We start from the raw sequence: 18,997 nt of genomic DNA on the forward strand, positions 1-18,997 counted from the left end.
CGCCGACGGCAGGGCGCCTTGCCCGTCGGCTCAGGAGCGTTGCAGGAGTTCTTCCAGGCGTTGTGCCAGGCGGCGCTGCAGTTCGGCTTCCAGGCGCGGCAGCTGCTCGTCGAGCAGTTCCTGCAGGATGGCCGGTGCCTCCTGGCGCAGGCGGACGTGGGCCAGGTCTTCGCGCGGCGCGCTGGGCGTCACGTCTTCGATGGACTCCGGCACGATCTGGTCGAGCAGCGGCGGAATGGCCTTGAGCCGCTCGGCGCTGGGGGCGATGACATCGGACAGGATGGGGATACCGTCGGCGCTGCTCGGCTGGACCGTGTTACGGCTCTTGTCGAGCACCTGGCGGATGGCTTCGAGGTCTTGCAGGACGTGCGCGGGAGGCTTGGTGCTGGTCATGGATATCAGACACGCGACAACTGATGGTCCTGTAGAGCATAGCCAAGCTTGCGGTAGAAGCGAAAACCTTCGCGCATCGCCTGGCGCACGTCGGGGGCCTCGACGACCACCTCGGCGATCCGGGCGAAACCCGCATGGCAGGGCGGTGGGGCCAGGGTCAGGTTGATCAGCAGTTCGCCCGTCTGCTCGGCGGGCGTGGTCAGGCCGAGCACCACCGGACTGTCACTGGCGGTTTCCGCCAAGTCGTGGGGAATGAAGCTGTCGGGACGGAAGGCCCATAGCTGTTCGTCCAGGCGCTGACGCTGCTCGGTGTCGGCGCAATGCACATAGACCGGCATGCCCTGCTTCCAGGCCTTGTCCACCAGCCTGCAGGCAAAGGCCAGCCGCGCCGCGGGATCGGTGGAGGGCAGGACATAGAAATCGACACGGGTCATGGAGGATCACGCGGAGAAGAGGAAAACGGCAAGGCCGCGACGTAGGAGCGCCGCGGCCTTGGGTAGAGGCTTAAGCCTCGGCGGTGCGGTCGAGCAGATACTGCACCAGCAGCGGTACCGGGCGACCGGTGGCAGCCTTGTCCTTGCCGCCGCTGATCCAGGCCGTGCCGGCCACGTCCAGGTGGGCCCAGGGATAGGCCTTGGCATAGCGCGCCAGGAAGCAGCCCGCGGTGATGGTGCCCGCCTTGGGACCGCCGATGTTGGCCATGTCGGCGAAGGGGCTGTCCAGCTGCTCCTGGTACTCCTCGTGCAGCGGCAGTTGCCAGACACGGTCGTCGGCACGATCGCCGGCCTGCTTGACCTGGTCGATCAGGGCATCGTCGTTGCCCATCAGGCCGGAGACCAGCGAACCCAGTGCGGTGATGCAGGCGCCAGTCAGGGTGGCGATGTCGATCACGGCCTTGGGCTGGAAGCGCTCGGCATAGGTGAGGGTGTCGCACAGCACCAGCCGGCCTTCGGCGTCGGTGTTGAGGATCTCGATGGTCTGGCCGCTCATGCTGGTGACGATGTCACCCGGACGGGTGGCGGTACCGCTGGGCATGTTCTCGGCCAGGGCCAGCAGGCCCACCACGTTGATCGCCGGCTTGAGCTCCATGAGGGCGCGGAAGGTGCCCAGGACGCTGGCAGCGCCGCACATGTCATACTTCATCTCGTCCATGCCGGCGCTGGGCTTGATGCTGATGCCGCCGGTGTCGAAGGTGATGCCCTTGCCGACCAGGGTGTAGGGCTGGGCATTCTTGGACCCGCCCTTGTATTGCAGCACCACCAGGCGCGGCGGCTGGGCGCTGCCCTGGGCCACGGCGAGGAAGGAACCCATGCCCAATTCGCGCATCTTCTTCTCGTCGAGCACCTCGACGGAGAGGCCGGCGTCCTTGAACTGCTTGCCCAAGGCCTTGGCCTGATCGGCGACATAGACCGGATTGCAGACGTTTGGCGGCAGGTTGCCGAAGTCCTTGGCGTAGGCGGTACCGTGGGTGATCGCCAGGGCATGGGTCAGGGCACGCTCAGCCTCCGGCTGGGAGGCCTTGGTGGTGACCAGGGTCAGCTTCTTCAGCGGCCGCGACTCGGCCTTCTTGCTCTTGAAGCGGTCGAAGACGTAATCGCCATCGGCCAGGGTCTCGGCCAGCAGGCGCAGGCGGGCGTAGCCGTCGCGATTCTTGACCGGCACATCGCCCAGGGCGATGGCGGCGTCGCTGCCGCCCAGGCTCTTGAGCACGCCCAGGGCGCCACTGGCCAGCTTGCGGTACTGACGGTCGGAAAGGCCTTCGGTAGCGCCGCTACCCACCAGCAGCACGCGCTCGGCCTTGATACCGGAAAGATTGGTAAGCAGCAGGGTCTGGCCGGCCTTGCCGGCGATGTCACCGCGCTTGACCGCCGCGCTCAGGGCGCCGGAGGTGGCAGCGTCCACGGCGCTGGCCGCTGCGTCGAGCGCGCCGCCTTCACCGACGGCCACGACCAGCGTGGCGGTTTTCAGGGTTTCCGGACGAGCGTTTTTGACGACGAATTCCATTAGGAGAAGCTCCCCAAGACAAACACATGAGTTCGCAGGATATAATGCGGGGCTTTCGCCAGGACCTTTCCCGGCGATCGGCCTTCAACGGGTGGGCCTTGCGACGCCAGCCTTGCAACCGAGCTAGTGTGAGCGTTCGCGCCAGAGCCTGACAACCCTGGAGAATCCTGTTTGATCGTCTTCCGCTATCTGTCTCGAGAAGTTCTCACCACCCTCGGTGCGGTCAGTGCCGTGCTGCTGGTGATCATCATGAGCGGCCGTTTCATCAAGTACCTGGCCCAGGCGGCCCAGGGCCTGCTGGATCCGGGCGTGCTCCTGCTCATCATGGCCTACCGGATTCCCGGCTTCCTGCAGTTGATCCTGCCGCTGGGCCTGTTCCTCGGTTTCCTGCTGGCCTACGGCCGGCTGTACCTGGACAGCGAGATGACCGTGCTCACCGCCACCGGCCTGAGCCCGCGCCGCCTGCTGGCCTACAGCATGGCCCCCGCGGCGGTGGTCGCCCTGGTGGTCGCCTGGCTGAGCCTGTCGCTGGCGCCCCTGGGCGTGCAGAAGGTCACCAGCATCCTCAACCAGCAGGATGCCATGACCGAGTTCGATACCCTTGAGCCGGGACGCTTCCAATCCTTGAGGGACAACTCGCGGGTCACCTACACCGAGCGCCTGTCGGCGGATCGCAGCCAACTGGGCGGTGTCTTCATTTCCGAGCGCAACACCTCCGCTGCGGGCGGCAAGGACCGCGGCGTAGGCGTGCTGGTAGCCGATACCGGGCGTCAGGAAATCCATCCCGATGGCAGTCGCTACCTGATCCTGCAGAACGGCTTCCGCTACGACGGGGTGCCGGGCCAGGCCGACTACCGTGCGGTGCAGTACGACACCTATGGCGTCCTGCTGCCCAAGCCGGAGGTGAGCGAAGACATCAGCGAGCGTGACGCCGTCACCACCGGCGAACTCATGCGCAGCAACGAGCTGCAGTATCGCGGCGAGCTGCAATGGCGGCTGTCGCTGCCGATCCTGGTGTTCGTCGTGACCCTCATCGCCGTGCCCCTGTCCAAGGTCAATCCGCGCCAGGGCCGCTTCCTCAAGCTGTTGCCGGCGATCCTGCTGTACATGGCCTACCTGTCGCTGCTGATCGCCGCTCGTGGTGCCCTGGACAAGGGCCGCCTGCCGCCGGCCATCGGTCTGTGGGGCGTGCACCTGCTGTTCCTGGTGCTGGGCCTGCTGCTGGCCTTCTGGGAACCGCTCACGGCGCGTCTGCGCGGTCGCAAGCCGGAGGTAGCGGCATGAACAAGCTCGACTGGTACATAGGTCGCACCGTCTTCGTCAGCATCCTCGCGGTGCTGGGCGTGATCGTCGGTCTGGCCCTGCTGTTCGCCTTCATCGACCAGCTCGGCGACTTCGATGACAACTACGGCGTCGCCGAGGCCCTCAAGTTCGTCCTGCTCACCACGCCGCGGCGGGCCTACGAGATGCTGCCCATGGCTGCGCTCATCGGCTGCCTGATCGGCCTGGGCACCCTGGCCAGCAGCAGCGAACTGATCGTGATGCGCGCCGCCGGCGTTTCCCTGGGGCGCATCGTCTGGGCGGTGATGAAGCCGATGTTCGTGCTGCTCATCGCCGGCATCCTGGTCGGCGAGTACGTGGCGCCCTGGTCGGAGAACCTGGCCCAGAGCGGTCGCGCCCTGGCGCAAAGCGCCGGCAAGGCGCAGAGCTCGCGGCACGGCCTCTGGCATCGCCAGGGCCACGAGTACACCCACGTCAACGCCGTGCAACCCAATGGCCTGCTCCTGGGCGTGACCCGCTACGAATTCGACGACAATCGCCACCTGCTGCAATCCAGCTTCGCCCAGCGCGGTATCTATCGCGGCGATCACTGGGAGCTGGAAAACGTCAGCATCACCGACTTCGGCAATCGCCAGACCAGCGTCCGCCAGGAGCCCAAGGTGATCTGGAACGTCGAGCTGACCCCGCAGGTGCTCGACACCGTGATCATGGAGCCGGATGCGCTGTCGATCTCCGGACTGTGGTGGTACATCCACTACCTGGCCGATCAGGGCCTGAGCAACAAGAGCTACTGGCTGGCGTTCTGGTCGAAGATCTTCCAGCCGCTGGTGACCGCCGCCCTGGTGCTGATGGCAATTTCCTTCATCTTCGGCCCGCTGCGCTCGGTGACCCTGGGTCAGCGGATCTTCACCGGCGTAATCATCGGCTTCGCCCTGCGGATCTTCCAGGACCTGTTGGGGCCGTCCAGCCTGGTATTCGGCTTTTCGCCGCTGCTGGCCGTGCTGGCGCCGGCGCTGCTCTGCGCCGTGGCTGGGGTGCTGTTGCTGCGACGGGCCGGCTAGGGCTCGTCGGCGGCGTCGCTCAGGCGGCGCCCTTGCGTGCCACTGGCTGCAGCTGCAGCCAGCCGGCGTGCTCCTCGCAAAAGCTCAGGATCCGTTGCACGCGACGGATCTGGTCGCGATCACGGCATTCGCCCACCACGGTCCGCACTAGCAGATCGACGTTCTGCATGTGGATCAGTCGCAGATCCGGACTCATGTCGGCAAAGTCTTCCATCTCGCCCATGCGCGTCTCGCAACGTGAAAGCAGGCGCTCGATGAAGTCGGGGGAGAGGCGGGTCGGAGGCTGGGCTGTTTCCAGGTCCTTGACCGCCACCTGGGAAAGGGGGGAGAGCGTTTCCATGTGCAAGATCTCGCGTCCATATCGAAGTCTTACTATTGCACGCTTTGCCCTGCGGATTCAGCTGCCGATTGTCAGCTGGCTCAGCGGTCGTCCTCCAGGCTAGGGACGAGTACCCGCTTCTTTCGTCGCCACGTCCAGCAACATCGATCGCGCCTTGAGATATGACTGTTTGCGCTGCAGGTTGGCTGGATGATCGATGGTCAGCGTCGCCAGATAGGTCTGCCAGGCGGCCAGATAGGCCTTCTGCGCATTGCGCAGCAGCCGATCCTGGCCTGCAGGCAACTCACCGGTAGCCTTCTCCTCCTGAGCGGCAGCCTCGGCCTGACAGCGGCTCAGCCGCTGACGAAAGTCCGCCAGGCGCTCCTGCTCGCCTGCTAGGCGAGCGTTGTTGCCATGCAACACCAGCAATTCGCAGCCATAGAGCGCGCTGTGCAACCGGGCCTGCAGGGTCCAGCTGGGCGAGCGGCTCAGCTCAGTACCTGCGTCAGCTGGATTGGCTGGTTGCTGCACGGCGCAGCCGCCCAGGGGCAGCAGCAGGGCGAGTAACAGGGCAGGGGGGCGGTGCATGGTCTGATCTTGGCAAATCTCAGGCAAACGGCAGCCTACTGGTAACGTTGCCATTCCCGATACTTGTCCATCAGATAGTTGCCGACAGGCTGCCGCTTCTGGCAGTCCTCACCGCTCAGCGGACTCGGCTCGCAAAGCGGGCCGGCATCGCTGTAGTGACTGCAGCCGGACAGCAGTAGCGCAAGGCCAAGCAATATCCATTTCAAAAGGCATCCTTCCCTACGATGAAAGCGGGAGTGGGGTGATCAAGGACGTGCCCGATCAGTGGGAGTCGGCGCATTGGAAGGTACAGGAACCGCACTTTATGCAGTGCTGCGTACCTTCGGAATTCGTCCAATCTGTATCGCTTGGCCGTCTTGCTGCCCGGGTAACATACCCTTCCTGCCCTGGGTAATGGCCGTCATGCAACTGAGCGACATTCCATTCGGGACCACTGATTGGTCGAAAATCGAACCTGTAGTCCATGCGGGAACGACCGGCTTAGCGCTTTGGCGTACCTGCCAGTTTGGGGCAATACGAGTCCGCATGGTCGAGTACAGTGAGGGTTACCTTGCCGATCACTGGTGCAGCAAGGGACACATCCTGCTTTGCCTGGGGGGTCGGCTGGATACCGAGCTGGCCGATGGTCGCGTCTTCACCTTGACCGCCGGCATGAGTTACCAGGTGGCCGACAATGCAGAGGCTCACAGATCCTCGACCGCTACTGGGGCTAGGTTATTCGTCGTGGATTGAGGCTCGTATCGACGCCGCGACCAGGGCGCACCAGGCACAAAAAAACCGCCTCAAGGGGCGGTTTCTTCAGTTTCCATGCCTCTCAGAGGCGGCCTGGAAGGTACAACTTGGTGCCCCGGGGGAGACTCGAACTCCCACTCCTTTCGGAAACGGATTTTGAATCCGCCGCGTCTACCGGTTCCGCCACCGGGGCAATGGCGGCGGAGTATAGGGATGGTCGCAGGTCCGGTCAATCCAAAGTGCGTTGGTGAAAAAGGCCGCTTCCGGTAAGCTGTGCGGCCTTTCGAGATCTACCTGCCATGCACGTCGCCGACTTCCATTTCGACCTCCCCGAATCTCTCATCGCCCGTCATCCGCTGGCCGAGCGCCGCGGCAGTCGGTTGCTGGTGCTCGACGGTCCCACCGGTGAGCTGAATCATCGCCACTTCGGCGATCTGCTGGGCTATCTGCAGCCGGGCGACCTGATGGTGTTCAACGACACCCGGGTGATACCCGCGCGGCTGTTCGGCCAGAAGGCCAGTGGCGGCAAGCTGGAGATCCTGGTGGAGCGGGTGCTGGACGAGGAGCGGGTGCTGGCCCATGTGCGTTCCAGCAAGTCGCCCAAGCCGGGCAGCCGCATCCTCATCGACGGTGGCGCCGAGGCCGAGATGGTGGCGCGCCACGAGGCGCTGTTCGAACTGAAATTCGCCGAGCCCGTGCTGCCGCTGCTGGAGCGGGTCGGGCACATGCCGCTGCCGCCCTATATCGACCGGCCCGACGAGGCCGAGGATCGCGAGCGCTACCAGACCGTCTATGCGCGCAATGCCGGCGCCGTGGCCGCGCCCACCGCCGGACTGCACTTCGACGAGCCGCTGCTGGACGCCATCCGCGCCAAGGGCGTAGCGACCGCCTTCGTCACCCTGCACGTCGGCGCCGGCACCTTCCAGCCGGTGCGGGTCGAGCGCATCGAAGACCACCACATGCACCGCGAGTGGCTGCAGGTCGACCAGGCCGTCGTGGATGCCGTGGCCGCCTGCCGCGCCCGTGGCGGTCGGGTGATCGCGGTCGGTACCACCAGCGTGCGTTCGCTGGAAAGCGCCGCCCGCGATGGCCAGCTCAAGGCCTTCTCCGGCGAGACGGACATCTTTCTCTATCCCAGTCGCCCCTTCCATGTCGTCGATGCGCTGGTGACCAACTTCCACCTGCCCGAGTCGACCCTGCTGATGCTGGTGTCGGCCTTTGCCGGTTACCGCGAGACCATGGCCGCCTATGCGACGGCCGTGGCCGAGGGCTATCGCTTCTTCAGTTATGGCGACGCCATGTTCATCACCCGCAATCCCGGGGCCCAGGGCCCGGAGAGCTGATATGAGTTTCATGAATTTCGAATTGCTGGCCACCGAAGGCAAGGCCCGTCGCGGTCGCCTGACCTTTCCCCGTGGCGTGGTCGAGACCCCGGCCTTCATGCCGGTCGGTACCTACGGCACGGTCAAGGGCATGTTTCCCGACAGCGTCGCCGACATCGGTGCCCAGATCATCCTCGGCAACACCTTCCATCTCTGGCTGCGGCCCGGGACCGAGGTGATCCAGCGCCACGGCGACCTGCACGACTTCATGCAGTGGCAGGGGCCGATCCTCACCGATTCCGGCGGCTTCCAGGTGTTCAGCCTGGGCGCGCTGCGCAAGATCAAGGAGGAGGGCGTCTACTTCGCTTCGCCGGTGGACGGCGCCAAGGTGTTCATGGGGCCCGAGGAATCCATGGCCGTGCAGCGCGCCCTGGGCTCGGACATCGTGATGATCTTCGACGAATGCACCCCTTATCCGGCGGACTTCGACACCGCGCGCCGCTCCATGGAGCTGTCGCTGCGCTGGGCCAAGCGCTCCCGCGAAGCCCACGGCGACAACCCCTCGGCGCTGTTCGGCATCGTCCAGGGCGGCATGCACGAAGAGTTGCGCCTGAGATCCCTGGACGGGCTGGAGCAGATCGGCTTCGACGGCTACGCCATCGGCGGCCTGTCGGTAGGCGAGCCCAAGGAAGAGATGATTCGCGTGCTGGACTTCCTGCCGCCGCACCTGCCGGCGGACAAGCCGCGCTACCTGATGGGCGTGGGCAAGCCGGAAGACCTGGTGGAGGGCGTGCGCCGTGGCGTCGACATGTTCGACTGCGTGATGCCTACCCGCAACGCGCGCAACGGCCATCTGTTCATCGACACCGGTGTGCTCAAGCTGCGCAACGCCGTGCACCGTCACGACGAGACGCCGCTGGATCCCACCTGCGACTGTTACACCTGCAAACATTTCTCCCGTGCCTATCTGCACCATCTGGATAAATGCGGGGAAATGCTGGGGAGTATGCTGAATACGATCCACAACCTGCGGTACTACCAGCGCGTGATGGCCGGTTTGCGCCAGGCTATCCAAGAGGGTAAATTGGCCGACTTTGTGGACGCCTTCTATGCTCGGCGCGGCCTGCCTACGCCGCCGCTCGACAGCTGAAAGCTCCTGTCCGATCGTCAAGGCGAAACGGCGTTTGCGCGTCGTCCGCCGGCTTCGCGAATGGGGTCCTGAAGCGGTCGGACCGGCTGCGAGCGCCCCCCGGCATCTCTTCTTTTTCCGTCATCCAACTCTGCAAGGAGTAGTGCAATGAGTTTTCTGATTTCCACGGCCCAGGCCCAGGAAGCTGCCGCGCCGGCCGCCAACGCTGCACCGGGAGGTGAATACATTCAGTTCATCTTCCTGATCGGCTTCGTGGTGATCTTCTATTTCCTGATCTGGCGTCCCCAGGCCAAGCGCACCAAGGATCACAAGAACCTGATCGGCGGCCTGCAGAAGGGTGACGAAGTGGTGACCACCGGTGGCATCGCCGGTCGCATCAACAAGGTCACCGATGAGTTCGTGGTGCTGGAAGTGTCCGACAACGTCGAGCTGAAATTCCAGAAGGGCGCCATTGCCGCGACCCTGCCGAAGGGCACCCTGAAGGCCCTCTGAGTCTTCCTAAATCTAGCTAACACCGGGGCGCGCAAGGCGCCCCGCCTTTATCTCGGGCGGTGTCATGCTCAACAAATATCCCCTCTGGAAGTACCTGCTGATCCTGGCCGTACTGGTCGTGGGCGCCATCTATTCGGTTCCTAATCTGTACCCCGACGATCCGGCCGTGCAGGTCAGCGCTTCCAGCACCGAACGTACGGTGACGCCGGCCGAGGTGCAGCGTGTGAACGCCGCCCTGGCCGAGGCTCATCTGGCCGTGAAGTCCAGTGATCTCAATGCGAACGGCAGCCGGGTGCTGATCCGCCTGATGCGCGCCGACGATCAGCTGCCGGCCCAGGAAGTGGTCCGTCGTACCCTCGGCGACGACTTCGTGGTGGCGCTGAACCTGGCGCCCACCACCCCGCAGTGGTTGCGCAAGCTTGGCGCCAGCCCCATGAAACTGGGCCTGGACCTCTCCGGTGGGGTGCATTTCCTGCTGGCGGTGGACATGGACAAGGCCGTGGACGCGCGCCTGAAGGTCTATGACAACGAGGTCAAGACCCTGCTGCGCCGCGAGAAGGTGCGCTATCGCAGCATGCCCGAGCAGAACGGCGCCCTGCAGCTCGGCTTCACCGATGCCGCCGACCTGCAGCAGGCCCAGGGCCTGATCCGCAAGAACTACACCGATTTCGAGCTGACCACCGACACCCGGGGCGACCTGCAGGTGCTGCGCCTGCAGCTGACCGAGGCCAAGCTGCGCGAGATCCGCAACTATGCCGTCACCCAGAACCTGACCACGGTGCGCAACCGGGTCAACGAACTGGGCGTGGCCGAGCCGCTGGTACAGCGCCAGGGCGCCGACCGCATCGTGGTCGAGCTGCCGGGCGTGCAGGACACCGCCGAAGCCAAGCGCATCCTCGGCAAGACCGCCAACCTGGAATTCCGCCTGGCCGCCACCGCGGACACGCCGCGTGCTTCCACCGAGAGCTTCGAGTTCCGCGAGCCCGGTCGTCCCGCGGTACCCCTGGAGCGTAACGTCATCATCACCGGTGACCAGGTCACCGACGCCTCGGCCAGCTTCGACGAGAACGGCCGGCCCCAGGTCAACATCCGCCTGGATGGCCATGGTGGCGATCTGATCAACCGCGCTACCCGGAGCAACGTCGGCCGCAGCATGGCCGTGGTGTTCATCGAGCAGCGTCCGGTCACTCGCTACACCACCCAGACCGTCGATGGCGTGCAGAAGGAAGTGGCGGTGCCCGGCTTCGAAGAAGAGCGGCGCATCATCAGCCTGGCGACCATCCAGTCGGCTCTGGGCAACAGCTTCCGCATCACTGGCCTGAACGGCTCGGGCGAGGCGTCGGAACTGGCGCTGCTGCTGCGCGCCGGCGGCCTGGCCGCGCCCATGTACTTCGCCGAAGAACGCACCCTCGGCCCGAGCCTGGGCGCCGACAACATCGCCAAGGGCATCGATGCCTCGCTGTGGGGCATGGTCTTCGTCTCGCTGTTCCTGATCGCCATCTACCGCTTCTTCGGGGTGCTGGCGACCATCGCCCTGGGCTTCAACATGGTGTTGCTGATGGCCTTGATGTCCATCCTGCATGCCACCCTGACCTTGCCGGGTATCGCCGGTATCGTCTTGACCATGGGCCAGGCGGTGGACGCCAACGTACTGATCTTCTCGCGGATCCGTGAAGAGATCGCCAACCGCATGCCGATCCAGCGCGCCATCCATGAGGGCTTCAGTCGTGCCTTCACGGCGATCGTCGACTCCAACCTGACGACCCTGCTGGTGGGCGCCATCCTGTTCGCCATGGGCACCGGGCCGGTCAAGGGCTTCGCCGTGACCATGTCGCTGGGTATCTTCACCTCCCTGTTCACCGCCATCTTCGTGACCCGCGCCATGGTCAACCTGGTTTATGGCGGCCGGAACGTCAAGAAGCTGTGGATTTGAGGACGCGGCGATGAAAAAGACCATCAACTTCATGGGCGTACGCAATATCGCGTTCGCCATCACCGCGCTCCTGACCGTTCTGGCGTTGTTCAGCTGGTTCTACAAGGGGTTGAACTTCGGCCTGGATTTCACCGGCGGTACCCTGATCGAGCTGCGCTACGAGCAGCCGGCCGACCTTGGCAAGATCCGTCAGGAATTGCAGGGCGCAGGCTTCGGAGAGGCCGTGGTGCAAAGTTTCGGCGCCACCACCGACGTGCTGGTACGGATGCCGGGTGACGATCCCCAGCTGGGCCAGAAGGTGACCAGCGCACTGCAACAGGCGAGCACCGAGCGCTTTTCCCTGACCCGTACCGAGTTCGTCGGTCCGCAGGTGGGGGCGGAACTGCGTGACCAGGGTGGCCTGGGCATGCTGCTGGCCCTGGGCGGGGTGCTGCTCTACGTGGCCTTCCGCTTCCAGTGGAAGTTCGCGGTGGGCGCTATCATTTCGCTGGTTCACGACGTGGTGGTGACCCTGGGTCTGCTGTCGTTCTTCCAGATCACCTTCGATCTGACGGTGCTGGCGGCGGTCCTGGCCATCATCGGCTACTCGCTCAACGACACCATCGTGGTATTCGACCGGGTCCGGGAAAACTTCCGGGTGCTGCGCAAGGCCGACCTGATCGAGAACATCAACGTCTCGACCACCCAGACCCTGCTGCGGACCCTGGCGACCTCGATCTCGACCCTGCTGGCCGTGGCGGCGCTGCTGTTCTTTGGCGGTGACAACCTGTTCGGCTTCTCCCTGGCATTGTTCATCGGTGTGCTGGCCGGTACCTACTCGTCGATCTATATCGCCAACGTGGTGCTGATCTGGCTGGACCTGAAGAGTGAAGACTTAATTCCTCCGCAAGCCAAGGAACTAGACGACCGCCCCTGATGTCCCAGGCATGGCAAAGGGCCATGTGCCCGCTATGACAGTAGTCAGGAGGTTGTAGTGAACAAGTCGATGCTCGTAGGTACGGTTCTGGGAGCCATCGTCGCCACCGCAGGTGGCGCCGTGGCGTACAGCTTCGTCGACCGCGGGCCTCAGTACGCCGAGGTCGTTGCCGTCCAGCCGGTCAAGGAAACGGTCAAGACCCCGCGCGAGGTCTGCAAGGAGGTCGCGGTGACGCACCGCCGGCCGGTTCAGGACCAGCACCAGATCGCTGGTACCGCCGTAGGCGCGGTCGTCGGCGGTCTGCTGGGCAACCAGGTTGGTAACGGCAGCGGCAAGACCCTGGCCACCATCGCTGGCGCCGTTGGCGGTGGTTATGCCGGCAACAAGGGTCAGGAATACATGCAGAACCGCGACACCTACACCACCACCCAGACCCGCTGCAGCACGGTGACCGACAGCAGCGACAAGGTGGTCGGCTATGACGTCAAATACCTGCTGGACGGCAAGCTCGGCCAGGTCCGCATGGACCATGAGCCAGGCAAGCAACTGGAAGTGAAGAACGGCCAGGTGCTGGCCAGCCAGTGATCTGCGTTAGCGGCTGAGGCCTAGGGCTTCAGCCAAAAAAGCCCGCTACCAGGTGACTGGTAGCGGGCTTTTTGTTGGGACTTCACTGGGACGAGAGCGGAGCCTTCAGATCCGGCCAGGGCGAGGCGCCCTGGCCGTGGCCGTCACTCAGAGGGCGGGGCGGGGCGTTTCAGCTTTGGGCCGAAGCCACCGCCGGGCGGAGATCCACGCCGGCGCCTCGAAGAGACCGTTGATGCCGCGGGCTTCCAGCAGCTTGGCGATGGCCACCGGCACCAGGATGCCGAAGGCGCAGCCGGCGACGATGTGCAGCAGACCGTCGTTGATGTGCATGCCCTTGCTCAGGACGATGCGGGCGCCGCTGCCGCTCAGTACGTGCATCACATAGATGGGCATGGACAGCGCACCCAGGGTCAGCACCCACTGCAGCGGCCGCTGCGCCAACACCATGCAGGTGGCGCTGACGAAGACGATGCCGTTCAGCGCCAGGACCAGGGTGGCCAGGCCGCGATCGGTGTAGACCAGGCCCAGCAGCCCGTGGAACCAGTACTCCAGCACCACGAACAGCAGACCCGAGCCCAGCATCACCCGGCCGGCCTGTTCTTCGATGGCCTGCTTGAAGTTGTTGAACCAGACACCGAAGGCGAAAAACACGAAGTTCTGCGCGGTGAAGGTAAAGAAGAAGTCTTCCGGGCCGGCGTTCTGAAACAGATAGACGAGGGCGCCAAAGGCGAACACGGCAAAGAAGGCAAGCGGCTTGGCCCAGCGATAGGCGAGCATGGCCAGGCAGAACACCAGGAACAGCGCATAGAGGAACCAGAACTGCTGGCGTGGCTCCCAGACCGTCAGGACTTCGCTGAAGCTCACGCCGCCGTTGGTGTAGCGCGACATCAGCGCCTCGACCGAACCCTGCAGCAGTGACCAGACCAGGAAGGGATAGACGATGGTGTCGATCTTGTTCACCAGCAGGCCGCCGGTACCGCGCTTGACGAAGGAGCTGTAGAAGAAGAGGCCGGAGAGGAAGAAGAACAGCGGCATGTGGAAGCTGTAGATGACGCTGTCCACCAGGCCGTGGAATTGGGCGTCCTGGAGGATGCCCGCGTTGAGCAGGCCACGCACGACATGGCCATAGACGACCAGCACGATGCCAATGGCCTTGGCATAGTCGACCCAGAGATTGCGAGTGTTCATTGAATGATCCTTTTCAGAAGAGAACCTGTGCAGCTGGAGCCAAGCGCTGGGGCAAACGAAAGCGTGAGCGTTGCGACGCCGGGGCGCGCATCGCGACAGGTTCGGTCATGGTAGGACTCCCGAAGGAACGACGTCCGTAAGTAGCCGGTGACAGGATGGGGCTCCTTGCCCGCGTTCTGACCATGGCTATCTGCCATTGTTCATGGCTTGTTTCCGAGCAGGCGTGAACGGGGCGACACTTTCACCGCTCGGCAGGCAATTGTCCGACGAACTGTAACCGGATGTTTAGAGGGAATCTTTGACGAACTGCAGCTGCTTCTCCTTGAGCAGGGGCTCGTAGCGCGGCGAGGTATAGATCAGCAGGACCTGTTTCCTGCGTGCCGCCTGGGCGCTGAACTTGTAGACCACGGTGTCGTGATCGAAGGCCAGATAGGCCTGGGCGTCGTCGTCCTGGTTCAGGCGCTCGAAGGCGGCGGCCGACGACTGGGAGGAGGGTTTGCCATACTTTTGAGTGAGTCCTTCGGCGATCAGAAAGGACTGGGCCAGGGGCGTGACGATCGACAGGCGCAGGAAGCGGCCATCGATGAAGAAGGCGCCCGCCTCGACCTTTTCGCCAGCGAAGGCGAGGTCATTGCATTCGAAATACTCGACGCCGACTACGTCGATCTTGCGCGGCTGGAAGGTACAGAGCTTTTTCGCCAGAAAGGTTTTCTGGTCGGTGCCGAAGGCGATGCCCGCATAGCCATCCACGGCCTGGGCCAGTGCCGGGAACAGCACCAGCAGCGCCAACAGGGGCGCAAGGAGAGGCGACAGGTAGGACCTGACGGTCATGGTGATCTGGATTCCCTTCACGAAGGCCCTGGGGCCCACTCAACCCGACGGATGCTAGAAGCTCCGCCGGGGCTTTGCCACCGCTGTCGACGGCTTTTGTCGAGGGGTTCAGGGTTGGCGTCAGGCGATGCCGGGCGGAATCTGGTCCTTGCCGTAGTCCTTGAGCTTTTCCAGGTTCTCCGGCTTCTGGTGCTCGGGTACGTCGTCGCCTTCGGCGGGGGTGTCCTGGGGTTCCTGGTCTCGGGTGTCTTCGCTCATGGCAGCGCTCTCGGCAGGGGGTGTCCGACTTTGAGGGGGGCGCCTGGCCGGCGGTTCCGCAGGATCAGGCGTTGACGCCATCGGTGAGCCAACCTTCGCGCCGGGCCAGGCGCCAGGCGAGGAGGGCGGAAATCAGTCCGCGCAGGGCCATGAAGGTGAGAAAGGCCAGCCACAGACCGTGATTGCCCCAGCCGCGCAGCAGCCAGCCGAGTGGCAGGGCCAGGAGCAGGGCCAGCAGCATGGCATTGCGCATCTCCCGGGCGCGAGTGGCGCCGATGAAGAGGCCGTCCAGTAGATAGCTGGCCATGGCGATCAAGGGCAGGACGGCGAGATAGGGCAGATAGGCATGGGCCTCCTGGCGCACCGCGGAGATGTCGCTCTGCAGGGCGACGAAGAGGTCGCCACAGAGGGCGAAGGCCAGGGCGAAGCCGAGGCTGGCCAGCAGCGACCAGCCGCCGGCGATCACCAGCACCCGGCGCAGGGTGGCGCCTTCGTGCGCGCCCAGGGCATGGCCGGCCAGGGCCTCCACCGCATGGGCGAGGCCGTCGAGGGCGAAGGCGGTGACCAGCAGGCCGTTGAGCAGCAGGGCGTTGACCGCGACGGTGGTCTCGCCCAGCTGGGCGCCCTGGGCAGCGAACAGCAGGAACACCGCCTGCAGGGCCAGGGAGCGGATGAAGATGTCGCGATTGACCGCCAGCAGGGGGCGCCAGCTGACGAGGCGCTGCAGGGCCTGGCGGTCGATCCGGCCCGGCCACCGCCGCAGGCGGCGCACCACCAGCCAGAGGCCGAGCAGCATGCCGCTCCACTCCGCCAGGACCGAGGCCAGGGCGATGCCCTGCACCCCGCTGCCGAGGCCGAGCACGAAGCCGGTCACCAGCAGCAGATTCAGGGCATTGGTGGTGAGCAGCAGCACCAGCGGCGTGCGTGCATCCTGGGTACCGAGCAGCCAGCCGATCACGGCGTAGCTGAGCAGCGCCGCGGGCAGGCCGAGCAAACGCAGGTGCAGGAAGCGTGCGGCCAGTTCAGCGAAGGCGGGGTCCAGGCCGAGCCAGGCGAGCAGGGGGTCGAGCGCCAGGCTGGCCGCCAGCAGCAGGACCAGCGACAGGCCCAGCCCCAACAGGCCGGCTTGCAAGAGGATCTGGCGCAGGGCGGCGCCGTCGCGGCGCCCGCTGGCCTGGGCGGCGAAGCCGGTGGTGCCCATGCGCAGAAAACCAAGAATGCCGAGCAGGGCGGTATAGAAGGCGCCGCCCATGGCCACCGCGGCGAGCTGGCGGGCTTCCGGCAGATGGCCGGCGATGGCGCTATCGACCAGGGTCACCAGCGGTACGCTGAGATTGGACAGGATCATCGGCGCGGCCAGCGCCCAGACGCGCCGGTGCAGCAGGGGGTGGCGCCAGTCGGCAAGCAGGGTGGACATTGGGCTGATCGCAGCGGCGGCGGAGGACGCATTGTAAGCCAGCCGGCGCGGCCGGTCCTCCGCCTGAATGCCAGGCTGACGCTAGTCCAGCTGCCCGCCGCCCTCGCGCAGGTCCTCGCCAGTGGTCGCCGCGCAGGTCAGCGCCAGGCGCAGCCCGGCGACCAGGGTCTCCAGGGCCATGGACGGCGCCCCGGGCTGGGCGGCGGCCTGGGCCGGCAGATAGGGGATATGGATGAAGCCGCCGCGCACTCCGGTGCCCTGCAACCGATGCTGCAGGCCGTAGAAGACATGGTTGCAGACGAAGGTGCCTGCGGTCTGGGACACCGCCGCGGGAATGCCGGCGGCGCGCAGGGCATGGACCATGGCCTTGATCGGCAGGGTACTGAAGTAGGCGGCCGGACCGCCGTCCACCACTGGTTCGTCGATGGGCTGGCGCCCGGCGTTGTCAGGGATGCGGGCATCGTCGACATTGATGGCGATGCGTTCCAGCGACAGCTCGGCCCGCCCGCCAGCCTGGCCGACCGCTATCACCAGGGTGGGGCGATGGCGGTCGAGCAGGTCATCCAGCATCTTGAGCGCAGTGCCGAATTCGGTCGGCAGCTGAGCCACCACTACGGTCAGGTCGCCGAGGCGTTCTCCATCAAGCCGGCGCACGGCCTCCCAGGAGGGGTTGAGATCCTCGCCGCCAAAGGGGGCGAAGCCGGTGAGCAGCAGGGTCATGGGATACCTCACATCAGCAGATAGAGCAGCACCACGTTGCAGGCCAGCACCGCCAGTGCCGTGGGGACTTGGGCCTTGATCACGGCGTTCTTGTCATCGAGTTCCAGCAGGGCGGCCGGGACGATGTTGAAGTTGGCCGCCATGGGCGTCATCAGGGTGCCGCAGTAGCCGGAGAACATGCCGATGGCGGCCATCACCGCCGGATCGGCGTGGTAGACACCCACCAGCACCGGCACCCCGATGCCGCCGGTCATCACCGGGAAGGCGGCGAAGCCGTTGCCCATGATGACGGTGAAGGCGGCCATACCCACTACATAGACCACCACCGCCACCAGGCGCAGGTCGAGGGCCACGTAGGCGGTGGCCAGGTGCGCCACCGCCTTGCCGACGCCGGCATCGGTGAATACCAGACCGAGCATGGCCAGGGCCTGGGGCAGCACCAGCGACCAGCCCAGGGCATCGGTCAGGCGGCGCGACTCGCGCATCGCCTGGATCGGAGTGTCACGGGTCAGCCAGCAGGCCAGCGCCAGGGCCACCAGAGCGCCCAGGCCCAGGGAGACGAAGGTGACGTTCTTCGGGTCGAGCAGCGGCAGGCCGGCAATCTGCACGTCCTTGAGCAGCACGCTGCCGATCACCGTCACCACCGGAATGGCCAGGGCTGGAATGAACAGGCGATTGCCCAGCCGCCCGGCGCTGGCGCGCGTCTCCCGCTCGGGACGGCTCTCGTGGTGTCCGCTGCCCACCGCACCGCAGCCGGCCAGCACCGCCATCAGCAGCACGCCGGCGCCGACCCAGGCCGGTGGCAGGCGATCGCCGACCAGGAAGACCAGGCTGAACAGGCCCCAGAACAGGCCACTGGTCCAGCGCTTGGGGTGGTGGCGGTCGGCCAGGGTCATGACCGCGGTCAGGGCCAGGATGGCGCCGGCCAGCCAGAACAGGTATTGGATCGACAGGATCATGGCTGCACCTCCTTGGCCGCGGTCAGCTCGCGATAGAGCTGACGGTCGAAGCGGTGCAGGCGCAGGGCGTGGATGAAAAAGGCGCAGAGGGCCGTAGGAATGCCCCAGAGGGCGATGTGCAGGGGTTCGACATCGAGGCCGGCACCCAGCAGGAAGGTGTGCATCAGGGCGATGGCGCCAAAGGCGACGAAGATGTCTTCGCCAAAGAACAGCCCGACGTTGTCGGTGGCCGCGCAAAAGGCCAGCAGGCGCTGGCGCAGGGCTTCGGGCAGGCGGCCATGGCGTTTCTCCGCGGTGCCTTCGGCCATGGGCGCGAGTAGCGGCCGGACCATCTGCGGATGGCCGCCGAGGCTGGTCAGGCCCAGGGCGGCGGTGGTCTCGCGGACGAACAGGTAGAAGATCAGCAGGCGGCCGACGGTGGCGTTGCGAAAGCGGGCGATCCAGTTCTGCGCGTGCAGGCGCAGGCCGTGGCGTTCGAGCAGGCCGATCACCGCCAGGGGTAGCAGGATGATCAGCGGCAGGGCCCGCGCCTTGATGAAGCCGGTGCCGATGGCGGCGAGCAGCGCCTCGGGGCTGAACTGGGCGGCCAGGCCGGTGGCCACGGCGGCCAGGGCGACGACCAATAGCGGATTGAACCTCAGCACGAAGCCGACCACGATGACCAGCACGCCCAGCAGCGGCCAGAGGTTGACGGTGGTTTGCATAGGTGGATGTCTCCAGCGGATCCACCGCGCTCCGGGCAGACGGTGCGGCAGACGGTAGGAAGCCGCAGGCGGCTTCGGCTGATCCAGGCAGTGCCCGTGGCACGGCTCGTTATTGTTGTCGGACGTCATTTGGCGTGGCGCCGG

At 65.4% G+C, this 18,997-nt stretch carries 22 protein-coding genes and 1 tRNA gene; 9 read left to right on the forward strand and 14 right to left on the reverse strand.

All coding sequences use genetic code 11. The features are described from left to right. Positions 1–30: 30 nt before the first annotated feature. The 3 genes from PJ259_RS21205 to PJ259_RS21215 all read right to left on the reverse strand — a co-directional run bounded on the left by PJ259_RS21205 (position 31) and on the right by PJ259_RS21215 (position 2,397). Positions 31–393, reverse strand: coding sequence for a hypothetical protein (locus PJ259_RS21205; protein WP_059313853.1), 363 nt, complete (start codon positions 391–393; stop codon positions 31–33). 5 nt (positions 394–398) lie between these two features. Then, entirely contained in the window at positions 399–827 is a 429-nt protein-coding gene (locus PJ259_RS21210; protein ID WP_059313854.1) for a DNA polymerase III subunit chi, read from the reverse strand. Positions 828–897: 70 nt separating this feature from the next. Then, positions 898–2,397, reverse strand: coding sequence for a leucyl aminopeptidase (locus PJ259_RS21215; RefSeq protein WP_271654081.1), 1,500 nt, complete (start codon positions 2,395–2,397; stop codon positions 898–900). Positions 2,398–2,568: 171 nt separating this feature from the next. Between PJ259_RS21215 and lptF the strand changes: the two genes are divergently transcribed. Beyond that, complete coding sequence (lptF, locus tag PJ259_RS21220; protein WP_059313856.1) at positions 2,569–3,681, forward strand: LPS export ABC transporter permease LptF; 1,113 nt, start codon at positions 2,569–2,571, stop codon at positions 3,679–3,681. Beyond that, entirely contained in the window at positions 3,678–4,739 is a 1,062-nt protein-coding gene (gene lptG / locus PJ259_RS21225) for an LPS export ABC transporter permease LptG (RefSeq protein ID WP_059313857.1), read from the forward strand. The genes lptF and lptG overlap by 4 nt, the downstream gene beginning before the upstream one ends. Positions 4,740–4,758: 19 nt before the next feature. Here lptG and PJ259_RS21230 read toward each other — a convergent pair whose 3' ends face one another. The 3 genes from PJ259_RS21230 to PJ259_RS21240 form a co-directional block, all read right to left on the reverse strand. After that, positions 4,759–5,079: a hypothetical protein gene (locus tag PJ259_RS21230; protein WP_059313858.1), complete on the reverse strand. Its 321-nt coding sequence runs from the start codon at positions 5,077–5,079 to the stop codon at positions 4,759–4,761. 99 nt (positions 5,080–5,178) lie between these two features. After that, positions 5,179–5,646, reverse strand: coding sequence for a hypothetical protein (locus tag PJ259_RS21235; protein ID WP_271654082.1), 468 nt, complete (start codon positions 5,644–5,646; stop codon positions 5,179–5,181). A 35-nt stretch (positions 5,647–5,681) separates the two neighbouring features. After that, complete coding sequence (locus PJ259_RS21240) at positions 5,682–5,852, reverse strand: hypothetical protein (protein WP_271654083.1); 171 nt, start codon at positions 5,850–5,852, stop codon at positions 5,682–5,684. Between the two features lie 196 nt (positions 5,853–6,048). Between PJ259_RS21240 and PJ259_RS21245 the strand changes: the two genes are divergently transcribed. Then, the gene (locus tag PJ259_RS21245) at positions 6,049–6,378 is read left to right on the forward strand and encodes a DHCW motif cupin fold protein (RefSeq protein ID WP_271654084.1); all 330 of its coding nucleotides are present in this window, start codon (positions 6,049–6,051) and stop codon (positions 6,376–6,378) included. A gap of 108 nt (positions 6,379–6,486) precedes the next feature. Here the strand turns inward: PJ259_RS21245 and PJ259_RS21250 are convergent. Continuing rightward, positions 6,487–6,571, reverse strand: a tRNA-Leu gene (locus PJ259_RS21250). A gap of 106 nt (positions 6,572–6,677) precedes the next feature. On the opposite strand from PJ259_RS21250, the gene queA reads away from it, so the two are divergent. From queA to PJ259_RS21280, 6 genes are all read left to right on the forward strand, one after another. Then, entirely contained in the window at positions 6,678–7,721 is a 1,044-nt protein-coding gene (queA, locus tag PJ259_RS21255) for a tRNA preQ1(34) S-adenosylmethionine ribosyltransferase-isomerase QueA (RefSeq protein WP_271654085.1), read from the forward strand. A 10-nt stretch (positions 7,722–7,731) separates the two neighbouring features. After that, positions 7,732–8,850 carry a tRNA guanosine(34) transglycosylase Tgt gene (gene tgt / locus PJ259_RS21260; protein WP_271655908.1) on the forward strand — a complete coding sequence of 373 codons (1,119 nt, stop codon included), beginning with the start codon at positions 7,732–7,734 and terminating at the stop codon, positions 8,848–8,850. Positions 8,851–8,997: 147 nt separating this feature from the next. Next, on the forward strand, positions 8,998–9,342 hold the full coding sequence (gene yajC / locus PJ259_RS21265; protein ID WP_007162951.1) for a preprotein translocase subunit YajC: 345 nt from the start codon (positions 8,998–9,000) through the stop codon (positions 9,340–9,342). A gap of 64 nt (positions 9,343–9,406) precedes the next feature. Next, positions 9,407–11,275 carry a protein translocase subunit SecD gene (secD, locus tag PJ259_RS21270; protein ID WP_271654086.1) on the forward strand — a complete coding sequence of 623 codons (1,869 nt, stop codon included), beginning with the start codon at positions 9,407–9,409 and terminating at the stop codon, positions 11,273–11,275. A 10-nt stretch (positions 11,276–11,285) separates the two neighbouring features. Further along, positions 11,286–12,191, forward strand: coding sequence for a protein translocase subunit SecF (gene secF / locus PJ259_RS21275; protein ID WP_271654087.1), 906 nt, complete (start codon positions 11,286–11,288; stop codon positions 12,189–12,191). Between the two features lie 57 nt (positions 12,192–12,248). Further along, positions 12,249–12,776: a glycine zipper 2TM domain-containing protein gene (locus PJ259_RS21280; RefSeq protein WP_059313864.1), complete on the forward strand. Its 528-nt coding sequence runs from the start codon at positions 12,249–12,251 to the stop codon at positions 12,774–12,776. A 147-nt stretch (positions 12,777–12,923) separates the two neighbouring features. On the opposite strand, the gene PJ259_RS21285 is transcribed toward PJ259_RS21280, so the two are convergent. The 7 genes from PJ259_RS21285 to PJ259_RS21315 all read right to left on the reverse strand — a co-directional run bounded on the left by PJ259_RS21285 (position 12,924) and on the right by PJ259_RS21315 (position 18,853). Beyond that, positions 12,924–13,964: an acyltransferase family protein gene (locus PJ259_RS21285; RefSeq protein WP_271654088.1), complete on the reverse strand. Its 1,041-nt coding sequence runs from the start codon at positions 13,962–13,964 to the stop codon at positions 12,924–12,926. Positions 13,965–14,249: 285 nt separating this feature from the next. Then, complete coding sequence (locus tag PJ259_RS21290; protein WP_271654089.1) at positions 14,250–14,795, reverse strand: hypothetical protein; 546 nt, start codon at positions 14,793–14,795, stop codon at positions 14,250–14,252. Positions 14,796–14,915: 120 nt separating this feature from the next. Next, on the reverse strand, positions 14,916–15,053 hold the full coding sequence (locus tag PJ259_RS21295) for a hypothetical protein (protein ID WP_167348556.1): 138 nt from the start codon (positions 15,051–15,053) through the stop codon (positions 14,916–14,918). A gap of 64 nt (positions 15,054–15,117) precedes the next feature. Next, the gene (locus PJ259_RS21300) at positions 15,118–16,470 is read right to left on the reverse strand and encodes an MATE family efflux transporter (RefSeq protein WP_271654090.1); all 1,353 of its coding nucleotides are present in this window, start codon (positions 16,468–16,470) and stop codon (positions 15,118–15,120) included. Between the two features lie 81 nt (positions 16,471–16,551). Continuing rightward, positions 16,552–17,190 (reverse strand): pyroglutamyl-peptidase I, encoded by a 639-nt coding sequence (pcp, locus tag PJ259_RS21305; RefSeq protein ID WP_271654091.1) that lies wholly within the window; start codon positions 17,188–17,190, stop codon positions 16,552–16,554. Between the two features lie 8 nt (positions 17,191–17,198). Continuing rightward, positions 17,199–18,149, reverse strand: coding sequence for a DUF979 domain-containing protein (locus PJ259_RS21310; protein WP_271654092.1), 951 nt, complete (start codon positions 18,147–18,149; stop codon positions 17,199–17,201). Then, positions 18,146–18,853, reverse strand: coding sequence for a DUF969 domain-containing protein (locus PJ259_RS21315; protein WP_059313870.1), 708 nt, complete (start codon positions 18,851–18,853; stop codon positions 18,146–18,148). Before PJ259_RS21315 ends, PJ259_RS21310 begins: the two co-directional genes overlap by 4 nt. Between the last annotated feature and the right edge of the window lie 144 nt (positions 18,854–18,997).

This window comes from Pseudomonas sp. JBR1 (assembly GCF_028198185.1).
GTDB classification, from domain to species: Bacteria; Pseudomonadota; Gammaproteobacteria; order Pseudomonadales; family Pseudomonadaceae; genus Chryseomonas; species Chryseomonas oryzihabitans_E.